The sequence below is a fragment of the Yersinia sp. 22-579 genome (assembly GCF_030433455.1).
GTDB lineage: Bacteria > Pseudomonadota > Gammaproteobacteria > Enterobacterales > Enterobacteriaceae > Yersinia > Yersinia enterocolitica.
On record NZ_JAUJTZ010000014.1, the window covers coordinates 111,850 to 126,556 of the forward strand.

Genomic DNA, 14,707 nt, shown 5'->3' on the forward strand with positions numbered 1-14,707 from the left:
ATGTCTTTACTGAATATTTTTGATATTGCCGGTTCTGCATTATCAGCCCAATCGCAGCGGTTGAACGTTAGCGCCAGTAACATGGCGAACGCCGACAGCGTCACCGGTCCAGACGGTCAACCTTACCGCGCCAAGCAAGTGGTGTTTCAGGTGGCGGCTCAGCCGGGGCAAGAAACGGGCGGCGTACGTGTGGCACAGATAATCGATGATCCGGCACCGGATCGCTTGGTCTTTCAACCCGGCAATCCGCTGGCTGATGCCAAGGGGTATGTTCGTATGCCAAACGTTGATGTGACCGGCGAGATGGTGAACACCATTTCAGCTTCGCGCAGTTATCAAGCCAACGTTGAAGTATTGAATACGACCAAATCGTTGATGCTCAAGACGCTGACACTGGGTCAATAACAGGAGCCTGCATAAATGGCCATTACGAATTCCCTGACCGATAGTGATTACGGTATTAACAGCACTACCGGTACCAGTTCGACCACCGGCAGTAGCAGCCAAGATCTGCAAAACAGTTTCCTGACATTGTTGGTGGCACAGTTAAAGAATCAGGACCCGACCAACCCAATGCAAAACAACGAGTTGACTACGCAATTAGCGCAAATCAACACCGTGAGCGGCATTGAAAAGTTGAATACCACGCTGGGTTCTATCTCCGGTCAGATTGATAACAGCCAATCCTTGCAGGCGAGCAGCCTGATTGGTCGTGGTGTGATGGTTCCGGGAACCAACGTCTTGGCTGGCAGCAAAGATGGCGTTGTGACGACAACACCGTTTGGTGTTGAGCTGGAGCGTGCCGCAGACAAAGTGACGGCCACTATCACCGACAGCAATGGCGTGGCTGTCCGAACCATTGAAATTGGCGGCCTGACGGCGGGTGTGCATGCCTTTACCTGGGATGGTTCGCTGGAAGCTGGCGGCAATGCACCGGATGGCGCTTATACCGTCACTATCAGTGCGACTAATGGGGGCGCACAAGTGGTTGCCACACCATTGAGTTATGCCATTGTCAACGGCGTCACCCGTGGTGGCGACGGCCCTAAATTGGATCTCGGCCTGGCAGGCACTATCACGATGGATAAGGTCCGTCAGATTTTGTAAGCCGGTTATTGAACTGAAGCAGTAATCAAAAACATTAGGGTGAAGCAATCATTCGAACTGATTCACCATCATTTTTACAAGTAGCGTTTGATATGTCATCAATGCTTAAGGTCTTTCACGGACCCCGAATCTAACGGAGAAGAAAATGGGCTTTTCTCAAGCAGTCAGCGGTTTGAACGCAGCGTCCAGTAACCTGGATGTGATCGGTAACAACATCGCCAACTCGGCGACGTCAGGTTTTAAAGCCGGCTCAGTTTCTTTTGCCGATATGTTTGCCGGCTCTCAGACCGGGATGGGCGTTAAAGTCGCAGGCATCACTCAGGACTTTAACGATGGTACCACCACCACCACTAACCGCCGTCTGGATCTGGCTATTAGTCAAAGTGGTTTTTTCCGTATGCAAGACAGCAGTGGCGGTGTGTTATATGCCCGTAACGGCCAGTTTAAACTGGATGAGAACCGCAATATCGTCAATATGCAGGGCCTGAGCTTAACCGGCTACCCGGCAACCGGTACCCCGCCGACCGTACAGCAAGGGGCGAACCCGGTAGCGCTGTCTGTTCCGCAGAATATGATCCCGGCAAAAGCAACCACTTCAGGTGTGATGGTCGCTAACCTGACCTCGACCCACGATGTCATTCCAGCGGCAACCACCTTTGATCCAGACAAACCTGAGACCTACAGTTTTGTTAATAACATGACCACCTTTGATAGCCTGGGTAACCGCCACGAAATCAATGTGTTCTACGTTAAACGTAGTGAAAGCACCACGGCGGGTAACTCGTGGGATGTTTACACCTTAGACAGCAGTGCCAAGCCAGCCGAAACGGCGGCCAAGCGCGGTTCTATGACCTTTGATACCAACGGCGCACTGCAAAGTGTCACCAATGGTACTAATCCAGCCAGCACCACTGATTTTACCTTGACCATCCCAATGGGTGTGGTTAACGGTGCGCCAGCACAAACCTTCGCGCTGAGCGTAGCGGGTAGCAAACAACAAAATACCGGCACAGATAGCATTGTGACTCAGAACCAGACGGGTTACGCCGCAGGTGAGTTCACCGGTTTCCAGATCAATAATGATGGCTCCATAATGGGAACCTATTCCAACTCACAAACCCAGTTGCTTGGTCAAATCGTGATGGTCAACTTTGCCAACCCTGAAGGTTTGTCATCCGAAGGCGATAACGTATGGAAAGAAACACTTTCATCCGGTAACCCAATCCTTGGGACGGCGGGCAGTGGCGGTTTCGGTACATTGACCAGCGGCGCACTGGAATCCTCTAACGTGGATTTGAGTAAAGAACTGGTCAATATGATTGTGGCGCAGCGTAACTACCAGTCTAACGCGCAAACCATCAAAACCCAGGATCAGATCTTACAAACTCTGGTTAACCTGCGTTAATCGAACTGACGGGACTCGCTCATGGATCACGCAATATATACCGCAATGGGGGCTGCACGGCAGTCACTCGAACTGCAAGCGGTTACCGCTAATAACCTGGCCAATGCCTCGACGCCGGGTTTTCGCTCGCAGTTGGCGGCGATGCGGGCTGTGCCTATTGATGGGCCAAGTATGGCCACTCGGACCATGGTCACAGCATCGACCCCCGGCGTAGATATCAGCCAGGGGACGATGAACTACAGCGGTCGCCCGTTGGATGTGGCCTTGCAGCAAGATGGCTATTTGGCGGTTCGACTGCCCGATGGCACTGAGGCTTATACCCGTAACGGGAATATTCAAATCTCAGCTGATGGGCAAATGACGGTACAGGGTTACCCGTTAATGGGTGATAACGGCCCGATTGAAGTGCCTCCGCAAGCGGCTGTCACCATTGCTGCCGATGGTACTATTTCGGCGCTGAACGCCGGTGACTCACCGAATACCATCGCGCAGCTTGGGCAGATTAAACGGGTTAGAGCAACAGCGGGTGAAGTGATGCACGGTGATGACGGCTTGTTCCATCTGACACCTGAGACACAGCAGGCGCGGGGTGCTCAGTTGGCGAATGACCCGCTTATCAAGATTATGCCGGGCGTGCTGGAAGGCAGTAACGTGAAAGCGGTTGAAGCCATGACCGACATGATTGCCAATGCCCGTAGTTTCGAAATGCAGATGAAAGTCATCCACAGTGTGGATGAAAACGAACAGCGCGCTAATCAACTGTTAGCAATGAGCTAAGCGCCTAAGCGCAGAGGAATAAACTGATGATCCGATCACTCTGGATTGCCAAAACCGGCTTGGATGCCCAGCAGACCAATATGGATGTTATCGCCAACAACCTGGCGAACGTCAGCACCAATGGCTTTAAACGCCAACGGGCGGTTTTTGAAGATTTGTTATACCAAACCATGCGTCAACCGGGAGCACAATCTTCCGAGCAGACCACCTTGCCATCGGGTTTGCAGATTGGTACCGGTGTTCGTCCGGTTGCCACTGAGCGTTTGCACAGTCAGGGTAACCTGTCCAAAACCGATAACAGCAAAGATATCGCCATCAAAGGTGAGGGGTTCTTCCAGGTGCAAATGCCTGATGGCACCAATGCCTATACCCGCGATGGGTCTTTTCAGGTTGACCAAAATGGTCAGTTGGTGACATCGGGTGGTTTTCAGGTGCAACCGGCTATTACCATTCCAGCGAATGCGTTAAGCATGACGGTTGGGCGCGACGGTATCGTCAGCGTGACTTTGCCGGGGCAAACAGCTATCCAGCAAGTTGGGCAACTGACATTGACGACCTTCATCAACAACAGTGGTCTGGAAAGTGTTGGTGAGAACCTGTATCAGGAAACTGCCAGTTCCGGTGCACCGAATGAAACTACGCCGGGTCTGAACGGCGGCGGCTTGTTGTATCAGGGGTATGTTGAGACGTCTAACGTCAATGTGGCGGAAGAGTTAGTCAACATGATCCAGACGCAGCGCGCCTATGAAATAAACAGTAAAGCGGTTTCAACTTCAGATCAGATGTTGCAAAAACTGACACAGCTGTAAATCCGCTCTCGGGGGGCAATGATGTCCCCTGATTGCCGCAGAATAATGAGTCTTTGGGGCTGACCTTGCCAGCCTCCAACAGGTTACAGGACAGATAATCAGAGATGGATAGAAAGCCGCTGCGTAAATTAGCTGAGTTGAGATGGGTGGGGGCGCCTTTGATGGCGACGCTGCTACTCAATGGCTGCGCGTATATTCCGCACAAATCACTAGTAGATGGTTCGACGTCTGCCCAGCCTGCTCCTGCCAGTGCGCCGCTGCCGAATGGCTCTATTTTCCAGGCTGCCCAGCCGATGAACTATGGTTATCAGCCACTGTTCGAAGACCGTCGCCCACGTAATATCGGTGATACGCTGACGATTACTTTGCAGGAAAATGTCAGTGCCAGCAAAAGTTCTTCAGCTAATGCGAGCCGCAATGGTTCTAGCAAATTTGGTGTTGCTACTGCTCCTCGCTATCTCGAAGGGTTACTGGGTAATGCACGCGCGGATATGGATATTTCTGGTGATAACACCTTTGGTGGCAAAGGTGGCGCCAATGCGAACAACACCTTCAGTGGCACTATCACGGTGACCGTTGATCAAGTGCTGGCTAACGGCAACTTGCATGTGGTGGGTGAGAAACAGATAGCCATTAATCAGGGCACCGAATTCATTCGCTTCTCTGGGGTAGTCAACCCGCGCACCATCAGCGGCAGCAATACCGTGACCTCAACTCAGGTGGCAGATGCACGTATCGAGTATGTGGGTAATGGTTATATCAATGAAGCGCAAACCATGGGCTGGTTGCAGCGGTTCTTCCTTAACGTTTCGCCATACTAAGAGGCCCATTGATGCGTAAACAGTCACTTATCACTCAATTTATACTGCAGCTTGTTGTGCTGTTCACGCTGGTGTCATCACCGGCGTCAGCCGAGCGTATCCGCGATTTGGTGACCGTTCAGGGCGTGCGCGATAACGCATTAATTGGTTATGGCCTGGTGGTCGGTTTAGATGGTTCCGGTGACCAAACCATGCAAACACCGTTTACCACGCAAAGTCTGAGTAACATGTTGTCCCAATTGGGGATTACCGTGCCACCGGGCACCAATATGCAGCTTAAAAACGTAGCCGCAGTGATGGTTACCGCTAAGTTACCGGCGTTTTCCCGTGCCGGGCAAACCATTGATGTGGTGGTGTCTTCAATGGGGAATGCCAAAAGTATTCGTGGTGGTACGCTGCTGATGACCCCGCTAAAAGGGGTCGATAATCAGGTTTATGCCCTGGCTCAGGGTAACGTATTAGTGGGCGGGGCGGGTGCATCTTCTGGTGGTAGCAGTGTTCAGGTCAACCAATTGACGGGTGGGCGCATCAGCAATGGTGCGACTATTGAACGCGAACTGCCAACCACCTTTGGCACCGATGGGGTGATAAATCTGCAATTGAATACTGAAGATTTCACCACAGCACAGCAGGTCAGTGATGCCATTAACCGCCAACGTGGCTTTGGTTCTGCCACCGCCATCGACGCCCGGACTATTCAGGTTTTGGTGCCGCGCGGCAACAGTTCGCAAGTGCGTTTCCTGGCGGATATCCAGAATATCCCGGTGAATATTGATGCAGGCGATGCCAAGGTCATTATCAACTCCCGTACTGGCTCGGTGGTGATGAACCGCAATGTGGTGCTGGACTCCTGCGCTGTAGCGCAAGGGAACCTGTCGGTAGTGGTGGATAAACAAAATACCGTCAGTCAACCTGATACACCTTTCGGTGGTGGTCAGACGGTGGTGACACCGAATACTCAGATTTCCGTTCAGCAACAAGGTGGCGTATTGCAGCGCGTTAATGCCAGCCCAAATCTGAATAATGTGGTTCGGGCTTTGAACTCACTGGGCGCAACCCCGATTGATTTAATGTCTATCTTGCAGGCGATGCAAAGTGCTGGCTGCTTACGGGCTAAATTGGAAATTATCTAATGAGTGATTTGATGGCAAGGTCCGGCAGCGCTAATGAAATGTTCGGGGCGGCTTATGATACCCAATCACTGAACAGCTTAAAACGCGATGCGGCAAGAGATCCCGATGGCAACCTAAAGAAGGTTGCACAGCAGGTGGAGGGGATGTTTGTGCAGATGATGCTGAAAAGCATGCGTTCTGCTTTGCCGCAAGATGGCGTTATGAACAGTGATCAAACCCGGCTCTATACCTCAATGTATGACCAACAGATTGCTCAGCAAATGTCGGTCAAAGGGTTAGGGCTGGCGGATATGATGGTGGAGCAGCTTTCGGGTACCACTTCACCGAGTGAAACTGCCGGTACAGTGCCAATGATGTTGGATAACGAAGTCTTGCAAACCCTGCCTGCGCAGGCATTGGAGCAAATGGTGCGTCGGGCAATACCGACACCACCGGCCAACAATTCAGCGTCACTGCCACAAAGCACCGGTAACTTCGTCGCACGTATGTCGATTCCGGCACAAATTGCCAGCCAACAGAGTGGTATTCCGCATCAGCTTATTATGGCGCAGGCCGCGTTGGAATCTGGTTGGGGTCAGCGAGAGATCCCAACAGCTGATGGCAAAAGCAGCTACAACGTCTTTGGTATCAAAGCAGGCAGCAACTGGGATGGCCCGGTCAGTGAAATCACCACTACGGAATATGAGCAAGGTGTGGCCAAGAAAACCAAAGCCCGTTTCCGGGTTTATGGTTCCTACGTCGAGGCTGTCAGTGATTATGTCAAATTGCTGACGCAAAATCCGCGCTACGCCAATGTCGCTGCTGCCCAAAGCCCTGAACAAGGCGCGCATGCTTTGCAACGTGCCGGTTATGCGACTGATCCGCAATATGCCCAAAAATTGGTGAGTGTCATTCAGCAAATGAAGAATGCCGGCGAACAGGCGGTAAAAGCCTACAACAGCGATCTGAGCCAGCTGTTCTAATAGGCTATTTTACATGGCATTTTGGGGTTGGGCAGTGTTTGGACTCCAAAATCTCCAATATCTATTGGTGAGGGAGGATAGGCAGAAGAGTAAAGCGTCCGCGCCAGGTAGGGCGCGGCTCGAGCCCCCAGGGAGGCTTGTTTTAACAAAAGAAGTACGGCGTCTTTATGATCTGCCTGTCCTCACTGTAACGTACGCGACTTTATTCATTGGTTTTACTGGCAATAACACCCATATTTTCACTCAAGTTTTCCAAACTCGGGCCGATACTCTGAATAGGCTGTGCGGGGGCTTAGGTTTCCTCAGGCAGTATCCCCATATTAATAAATGCAGGTGTGCGATGTGAATCGCCTGCGGTAAAAGGATCTCTTCATGTCCAATAGTTTAATGAATACTGCGATGAGTGGTCTGAGCGCAGCACAATATGCCCTGAGCACCGTCAGTAATAACATCACCAATTTCCAGGTAGCCGGTTATAACCGTCAGAACACCATTTTTGCACAAAATGGTGGGACATTAAGCCCAGCGGGTTTTATTGGTAACGGTGTGTCCGTGACCGGTGTTAACCGTGAGTATAACGCCTTTATTACCAACCAATTGCGTGCCTCGCAAACGCAAAGCAGCGGGCTGACAACCTATTATCAACAAATTTCGCAAATTGATAATTTACTGTCCAATACTTCAAATAACATCTCAACCACCATGCAGGACTTCTTTAGTAACTTGCAAAATCTGGTGAGTAATGCGGGCGATGACGCTGCGCGTAAAACAGTATTAGGTAAAGCTGAAGGGTTGGTTAACCAATTCCAAAATGCCGATAAATATCTGCGTGATATGGATACCGGCGTTAATCAAAAGATAAGCGATAGTGCGACGCAAATTAATAACTATGCCGAGCAAATCGCCAAGCTAAATGACCAGATTACCCGCCTACGTGGTAGCAGTGGTAGCGAGCCAAATGCCTTGCTCGACCAACGTGACCAACTGGTAACCGAGTTAAACAAAATTGTTGCCGTGACGGTAACCCAGCAAGATGGCGATACTTACAATGTGTCATTTGCCGGTGGTTTGTCTCTGGTTCAGGGGCCGAATGCCTATAAAGTGGAAGCTATTCCCTCCAGCGCCGATGCGACTCGTCTGACATTGGGCTATAACCGCGGCTCTGGCGACACCATGGAGATCGACGAAAGTCGTCTGACTACCGGGTCACTGGGTGGAACCTTGAAATTCCGCAGTGAAGCGCTAGATAGCGCCCGTAACCAATTAGGGCAATTGGCGTTGGTGATGGCTGATAGCTTTAACACCCAACATAAAGCTGGCTTTGATGCTAATGGCGATGCGGGTACTGACTTCTTTAGCTTTGCCCAACCTACAGCGCTAAAAAATGCCAAAAATCAAGGTGATGCCGGTTTAAGCGTGGCTTACACCGATACCTCTAAAGTGAAAGCCAGTGATTATAGCGTGGAATTTGATGGGACTAACTGGCAGGTCACACGCTTGTCGGATAACACCAAAGTGCCTACCACGGCGGGTACGGATGCCAACGGTAAGCCGACGCTAAACTTTGACGGTGTGGCGGTCAGTATTGATAACGGCGCAACCGGACCGCAAGCCAAAGATAAATTTACTATCAAAACTGTGTCCAATGTTGCAGCTAACTTACAGGTCGATATTAAAGACTCCAGCATGATTGCCGCGGGTGGTACAGCTAATGGTGGTGCGAGTGACAACGTCAACGCACAAGCACTGTTAGACCTACAAACCAAGAAGCTGGTTGATGGTAAAGCAACACTTTCAGGTGCTTATGCCGGGTTAGTCAGTAATGTGGGCAACCAGACAGCTACGGCGAAAACCAACAGCACGGCACAGGCCAACATCGTTACCCAGTTAACAGCAGAACAGCAGTCAATTTCCGGGGTAAATCTGGATGAAGAGTACGGCGATTTACAACGTTTCCAGCAATATTATCTGGCGAATGCGCAGGTGATTCAGACTGCTTCAACTTTATTTAATGCGCTGCTGGACTTGCGCGGTTAAGTTTGGTCAGCGGCAGGGCGTTGATGCCGCTACTTATCTCATTTTAGGTTTAGTCAGTATTGCGCTCAATGCGGGAAAACTGACTAAGCTGTTGCTAAAAAGGAACTGACATCGTGCGCTTAAGTACCAGCATGCTGTATCAGCAAAATATGCAGGGCGTCACTAATGCCCAATCCCTGTGGATGCAGTCGGGCCAACAACTCTCGACGGGCAAACGGGTGGTCAATCCTTCTGATGATCCGATGGCGGCATCTCAGGCGGTTATGGTGTCACAGTCCCAGTCGGAAAATAGCCAGTACACCTTAGCGCGAAGCTTTGCGCGTCAAAGTTCCTCGCTGGAAACAACTGTATTATCACAGGCGACCTCCACCATTCAGTCAATTCAAAGTCTGATCATTGGTGCCGCTAAAGACTCTTTGAGTGATGATGACCGGGCGTCAATGGCAACACAATTGCAGGGTCTAAAAGACCAGTTGCTAAATCAGGCCAACTCAACTGACGGTAATGGCCGCTATATGTTTGGTGGATTTCAAAGCGAGAAAGCGCCTTTTGCGGTGAGCAATACAGGTGAAGTGACTTACGTAGGGGGGGACGTCGCGATTCAACAACGGGTAGACTCGAACCGTACCATGACGGTGGGGCATACCGGTTCCAGCGTATTTATGGCATTAACCAGCAATGCGACACCAGAGCCAAATGATGTGAATGGTGATCCGGTGGCCGCCGAAAGCAATATCTTTAATACCATCGACACGGTTCTAAAATCATTGAAGACCCCACTGCAAGGCGCAACGGATGCTGTGAAGCAACAGGCTTCTGATGAGATGGATAAAGGTATCCGTGGCATGGCTAACTCACTGAATAACGTGCTGTCTGTACAGGCTGAGATAGGTACGCAATTACAGGAATTAGACAGTCTTGACAGCCTGGGTTCTGATCGTACCTTGATCAACAAACAGCGTTTGAGTGATTTACAAGATGTGGACTGGAACTCGGCTATCTCGTCTTATGTCATGCAGCAGGCTGCATTGCAGGCGTCTTACACCACATTCACCAATATGCAGGGTTTGTCTCTGTTCCAACTGAATAAATAATCTGTCTTCTACCTGTGGGCCAGCCCCGCAGGTTCCCTCTTAGGTGTACTTAAACCGGGTACACTTTTTGGTATGTCACCTTTTCCCACTAAGGTTTGGGGTGACATACCTTCTTTTCTATCCGTCATCTTTCAAGTTGCAGCGGTGTTGGCTGCACTCGGCTACCCGAATCACTCACTGCAATCTTAAATTCTAACTTGCCAGGCCACTTAGTACCCCCGCCAGGCGGTCAAAAAATTCGCCAAACAGATGCTCGGTAAAAGGTGCTAATAACGGCATGATTAATCCCAGCGAGATAATACCGACCGTCAATGTGAGAGGGAAACCAATAACGAAAACAGAAAGTTGTGGCGTCATACGGTTAAGCATCCCTAACGCCATGTTTAGGGTCAGTAACAGAGTAATAAGCGGTAATGCCAGCATCAGTCCATTCATAAAGATCAACGAACCGGCCTGGGTTAACGCCAGGAAACCATTACCATTAAGCGGTTCGAACTGGATAGGTAAGGTATGGAAACTGTCAGCTAATAAAGAAATCAGCCATAAATGCCCATCGAACGAGAGAAATAACAGCATCGCTAGCAAGTTTAGCAACCGGGCAAGCACTGGCATATTCGGCCCGCCGGAGGGGTCAAAGAAGGTGGCGAAAGACAAGCCCATTTGTAAACCAATCACTTCACCGGCCAATCGGATAGCCGCAAAAGCAAACTGCATAGTCAAGCCGATAGCGACGCCAATCAATACCTGCTGGCCAGCGACCCATAAAGCCCCGCTGGAGACTAAAGGAATATTTACCGGTGGCAGGGATGGAGCAATCAGAAAGGTAATTAATACCGCCAGACCGACTTTCACTTTACGATTTATCTGCTTCTCGCTTAATACCGGCGCGGTGGAGATCAGCGCCAATATTCGGATCAGTGGCCAAAAGTATTGGCTGACCCAGACGCTAAGTTGAGTGGTATCAAGAGAAAGCATGCTTAGCCAATCAACGTTGGCAGGCTGGTGAACAAATTACGCATATAGTCGAGGATCAGGCTGAGCATCCACGGGCCAGCAATAACTAAAGTGGCGAACACCGCCAGTATTTTGGGGATAAATGACAGTGTCATTTCGTTAATCTGTGTCGCGGCTTGCAACAGGCTGACAATCAAGCCACTGACCAATGCCGCCAGTAATAATGGCGCGGCCAATGCAAGGGCTATCTTCATTGCCTCAACGCCGAGGGCCATTACCGATTCAGGTGTCATGACGTATTTACCTTAGCTATAAAAACTCTGTGCTAACGAGCCGAGTAGCAACTGCCAACCATCAACCAACACAAACAGCATGAGTTTAAAGGGCAACGAGATACTGGCGGGCGGAACCATCATCATCCCCAGAGCCATCAGCACACTGGCAACTACCAGGTCGATAATCAAAAACGGAATAAATACGGTAAAACCAATTTGGAACGCGGTTTTTAGCTCGCTGGTCACATACGCCGGTAACAGAATGCGCAAAGGTACGACTTCAGGACCTTCCAGTGGCGGCAGATTAGCTAAACGGGCATACAGTGCCAGGTCAGATTCGCGGGTCTGGCGTAACATAAACTCGCGCAGCGGTTGTGAGCCTTTATCCATCGCCACTTCCATACTTATTTTGTCCTGGCTGAAGGGCAGATAAGCATCTTGATAGACCTTGTCAAACACCGGCGACATGATGAAGAAAGTCAGGAACAGCGCCAAACCCAGCATCACTTGGTTCGGTGGTGCTGAGGGAGTACCCAATGCGTTGCGCAACAAACCAAGCACAATAATGATGCGGGTAAAGCTGGTCATCATCAGTAATGCGGCAGGAAGGAAGCTCAGGGTGGTGATAAAGACCAGCGTCTGTACCGGTAAAGACCAACTTTGCCCGCCATTGGCCAGCGGCTGGCTGATAATACCCGGTAGTTGCGCCATTGCTGCCGGAGAGCACAGCAGAGCGAGTAGCAGTAGGGGGGCTTTATTGATGAGCGGACGCAGGGACATCATGCCGATTTTTCCGGAGGTTTTGACTTCTTATTTAATAGATAGGTGTTCAGTATCTGGCGAAAATCAGCCGGTTTTCCACTATCAGCCGACAGCGCTGTATCGGTTTCGTCAACCGGTGGGCGTGGCAGAGTATGAAGCTGTGTCACGCTTTGGGCGGTGACACCCAATACCAGCCAGGTATTGTCCACCTCGACAATAACAACGCGTTCGCGTTGACCAACCTGACAACTGGCTCGCACATTTAACAGCTTATTGTTGCGGGCCTGTGGCGCAAAACCTAAGCGGCGCACCAACCAGGCGGCACATAAAATCAGCAGTAAAATACCGCCCAGCACCGAGCCAACTTGCGTCAATACCGAGCCTGCGGGCATCGCTGGGGCAGCTTGTTGCGAGGCAATACCCGGGTGACTGGCCGCAAATCCGGTAACAGGGGTTTGCGGTGTTGTCACCTGAGTATTTCCTAACACCGGCATATCGGCAGCCGGTGCAGAATCAGAAGATGTTGAGTCAGTGGTGGTTGTCGCCACTGTTTGCGCTGCGGTCATTAGCGACTCAGACGACGCATACGTTCTGACGGGGTAATAATGTCAGTAATGCGAACGCCGTATTTATCCGCCACCACCACCACTTCACCCTGCGCAATCAGATAACCATTGATCAGAATATCTAAAGGTTCACCCGCCAGGCCATCCAGAGAAACAACTGAACCTTGAGACAGGCGCAGCAACTCTTTGATAGTCATTTTGGTGCGCCCCAATTCAACGGTCAGCTTCACCGGGATATCAAGAATCAAATCGATATCTTGTAGATTACCCAGTGCATCAGGCGCTTCCAGTGATTTAAATACACCATCAGTAGTGGCCGCTGGCTTGTCCGATGCCAACTGCTCATTAAACGCATCAGCCCACAGATCGTCCACGGATTCCTTTCCATCATCAGACGGAAGCTTAGGGTCACTCATTGGGCTGTTCCTCATTCAGAGCATTCAAAATAGGGTTAATCAAATGTTCAACACGTAGGGCGTATTGCCCGTTTAATGTCCCGTACTGACTGGTCAGCACAGGTACGCCGTCGACATGAGCAATCAGTCGGTCCGGTTTATCTATCGGTAACACATCCCCCGGTTGTAGCTTGAGTATCTGCGACAATCTCAGCGGGATATCGACAAAATTAGCCACCAGTTCCAGCTCGGAATGCTGAACTTGCTTAACCAGTGTTTCACGCCAGTGACTGTCTTCCTGACGGGAATTTTCCAGTGGTGGATTGGTCAGCAGTTCGCGTAACGGCTCAATCATGGCGAATGGAATACAGATATTAAACTCACCACTCAACGCACCGATTTCCACCTGGAAAGGGGTCGTGACCACGATATCGTTAGGGGAGGTGGTGATATTGGTAAACTTCACCTGTATTTCAGAACGGACATATTCCACATCTATTTTATAGATAGGAGCCCAGGCGTCGCGATAAGCATCCAACGCTAAGCGCAACATCCGGTTAATAACGCGTTGTTCTGTATGCGTAAACTCGCGGCCTTCCACTTTGGTCGGAAAACGGCCATCGCCACCAAACAGATTATCAACTGCAATAAATACCAAACTCGGAGCGAAAACAAACAGTGCTGTTCCGCGCAACGGTTTCAAATGTATCAAGTTGAGGTTAGTTGGCACCGGCAAGTTACGGGCAAAATCATGGTATGGCTGAATTTTTATCGGGCCAACCGTGATGTCTGGGCTGCGGCGTAACAGGTTAAATAGCCCCATACGGAACTGACGGGCAAACCGCTCATTGATTATCTCCAGCGCATGGAGGCGCTCACGCACCACTCGCCGCTGGGTCGTCGGATCATAAGGCTTGACGTCTGTCTCATTACCGATGACAGCTTCGGGTTCATCACCTCCGCTGTCGCCGTTTAACAGTGCATCAATCTCTGCTTGTGAAAGAATGCTATCGCCCATAATGATTATCGCAATATAAATGCGGTAAACAGCACATCGCTGACTACCTGATTAGGTTGACCTTTAACCATTGGCGGGCTAAGAACGTTTTTAATTTCACCAACTAACCGCTGTTTGCCTTCTTCGTTCGCCAGGCTATCAGCGGACTGACGGGAGAGCAGTAGCAGCAAACGGCTGCGCACTTCCGGCAGATAGTCATTCAGTTTTGTGCGCGTGCTATCGTCGGGAAGTCTTAACGTTAATCCGATATAAAGCACACGATCCAGATTATTATCGGGTGTGATCAGATTGACCGTGAAGGTCTCTAGTGGCATGAACACCGGGATCACCGGAACCACTTTCGCTGTGGTGGGTTTACTCTTATTGAGTATCCACCAGCTATAACCGCCACCCGCAGTGGCTGCTACGGCAATCAGCACCAGCAGGATCACCCAGATCGAACTCTTACGCTTGGCCGGGAAGGTATTTTGAGACATGGAGAAGGCAAATTCCTGTTTTGGTATCAAACCGGTGGATCACGGTAATAGCCAGGAGCAACTGACACCAAGCTATCCGAATTATTACTGATGATTATCCCGCGTATCTTTAATCC

At 50.5% G+C, this 14,707-nt stretch carries 17 protein-coding genes; 10 read left to right on the forward strand and 7 right to left on the reverse strand.

What is annotated here, in order from left to right; all coding sequences use genetic code 11:
* The 10 genes from flgC (at nucleotide 1) to flgL (ending at nucleotide 10,145) form a co-directional block, all read left to right on the forward strand.
* Nucleotides 1-405 carry a flagellar basal body rod protein FlgC gene (gene flgC, locus QSV56_RS16930; RefSeq protein WP_005168794.1) on the forward strand — a complete coding sequence of 135 codons (405 nt, stop codon included), beginning with the start codon at nucleotides 1-3 and terminating at the stop codon, nucleotides 403-405.
* Between the two features lie 15 nt (nucleotides 406-420).
* Nucleotides 421-1,107, forward strand: coding sequence for a flagellar hook assembly protein FlgD (gene flgD / locus QSV56_RS16935; RefSeq protein WP_005160457.1), 687 nt, complete (start codon nucleotides 421-423; stop codon nucleotides 1,105-1,107).
* 145 nt (nucleotides 1,108-1,252) lie between these two features.
* On the forward strand, nucleotides 1,253-2,512 hold the full coding sequence (gene flgE / locus QSV56_RS16940) for a flagellar hook protein FlgE (protein ID WP_050880373.1): 1,260 nt from the start codon (nucleotides 1,253-1,255) through the stop codon (nucleotides 2,510-2,512).
* A 21-nt stretch (nucleotides 2,513-2,533) separates the two neighbouring features.
* The gene (locus QSV56_RS16945) at nucleotides 2,534-3,289 is read left to right on the forward strand and encodes a flagellar basal body rod protein FlgF (RefSeq protein ID WP_019080849.1); all 756 of its coding nucleotides are present in this window, start codon (nucleotides 2,534-2,536) and stop codon (nucleotides 3,287-3,289) included.
* A 26-nt stretch (nucleotides 3,290-3,315) separates the two neighbouring features.
* Complete coding sequence (gene flgG, locus QSV56_RS16950; protein WP_019080848.1) at nucleotides 3,316-4,098, forward strand: flagellar basal-body rod protein FlgG; 783 nt, start codon at nucleotides 3,316-3,318, stop codon at nucleotides 4,096-4,098.
* Between the two features lie 104 nt (nucleotides 4,099-4,202).
* The gene (gene flgH, locus QSV56_RS16955) at nucleotides 4,203-4,919 is read left to right on the forward strand and encodes a flagellar basal body L-ring protein FlgH (protein ID WP_050158475.1); all 717 of its coding nucleotides are present in this window, start codon (nucleotides 4,203-4,205) and stop codon (nucleotides 4,917-4,919) included.
* Between the two features lie 11 nt (nucleotides 4,920-4,930).
* On the forward strand, nucleotides 4,931-6,052 hold the full coding sequence (locus QSV56_RS16960; RefSeq protein ID WP_019082868.1) for a flagellar basal body P-ring protein FlgI: 1,122 nt from the start codon (nucleotides 4,931-4,933) through the stop codon (nucleotides 6,050-6,052).
* Nucleotides 6,052-7,014 carry a flagellar assembly peptidoglycan hydrolase FlgJ gene (gene flgJ / locus QSV56_RS16965; protein WP_019080846.1) on the forward strand — a complete coding sequence of 321 codons (963 nt, stop codon included), beginning with the start codon at nucleotides 6,052-6,054 and terminating at the stop codon, nucleotides 7,012-7,014. Before QSV56_RS16960 ends, flgJ begins: the two co-directional genes overlap by 1 nt.
* Before the next feature lie 372 nt (nucleotides 7,015-7,386).
* Nucleotides 7,387-9,051 (forward strand): flagellar hook-associated protein FlgK, encoded by a 1,665-nt coding sequence (flgK, locus tag QSV56_RS16970; protein ID WP_019080844.1) that lies wholly within the window; start codon nucleotides 7,387-7,389, stop codon nucleotides 9,049-9,051.
* A gap of 113 nt (nucleotides 9,052-9,164) precedes the next feature.
* Entirely contained in the window at nucleotides 9,165-10,145 is a 981-nt protein-coding gene (gene flgL, locus QSV56_RS16975; RefSeq protein WP_019080843.1) for a flagellar hook-associated protein FlgL, read from the forward strand.
* Nucleotides 10,146-10,337: 192 nt separating this feature from the next.
* Here the strand turns inward: flgL and fliR are convergent, their stop codons facing one another.
* From fliR to fliL, 7 genes are read right to left on the reverse strand one after another with little or no spacing between them, the layout of a single operon-like run.
* Nucleotides 10,338-11,120, reverse strand: coding sequence for a flagellar biosynthetic protein FliR (gene fliR / locus QSV56_RS16980; protein WP_005168816.1), 783 nt, complete (start codon nucleotides 11,118-11,120; stop codon nucleotides 10,338-10,340).
* A gap of 2 nt (nucleotides 11,121-11,122) precedes the next feature.
* Nucleotides 11,123-11,392 (reverse strand): flagellar biosynthesis protein FliQ, encoded by a 270-nt coding sequence (fliQ, locus tag QSV56_RS16985; protein ID WP_005160414.1) that lies wholly within the window; start codon nucleotides 11,390-11,392, stop codon nucleotides 11,123-11,125.
* Nucleotides 11,393-11,404: 12 nt separating this feature from the next.
* Entirely contained in the window at nucleotides 11,405-12,157 is a 753-nt protein-coding gene (gene fliP, locus QSV56_RS16990) for a flagellar type III secretion system pore protein FliP (protein ID WP_005160406.1), read from the reverse strand.
* Nucleotides 12,154-12,702, reverse strand: coding sequence for a flagellar biosynthetic protein FliO (fliO, locus tag QSV56_RS16995; RefSeq protein ID WP_019080841.1), 549 nt, complete (start codon nucleotides 12,700-12,702; stop codon nucleotides 12,154-12,156). Before fliO ends, fliP begins: the two co-directional genes overlap by 4 nt.
* Nucleotides 12,702-13,118: a flagellar motor switch protein FliN gene (gene fliN, locus QSV56_RS17000; protein WP_005160399.1), complete on the reverse strand. Its 417-nt coding sequence runs from the start codon at nucleotides 13,116-13,118 to the stop codon at nucleotides 12,702-12,704. The genes fliO and fliN overlap by 1 nt, the downstream gene beginning before the upstream one ends.
* A complete protein-coding gene (gene fliM / locus QSV56_RS17005; protein WP_005160396.1) occupies nucleotides 13,111-14,115 on the reverse strand; it encodes a flagellar motor switch protein FliM in 1,005 nt (334 codons plus the stop codon). Before fliM ends, fliN begins: the two co-directional genes overlap by 8 nt.
* 5 nt (nucleotides 14,116-14,120) lie before the next feature.
* Nucleotides 14,121-14,591: a flagellar basal body-associated protein FliL gene (fliL, locus tag QSV56_RS17010; RefSeq protein ID WP_005160394.1), complete on the reverse strand. Its 471-nt coding sequence runs from the start codon at nucleotides 14,589-14,591 to the stop codon at nucleotides 14,121-14,123.
* Nucleotides 14,592-14,707 lie beyond the last annotated feature (116 nt).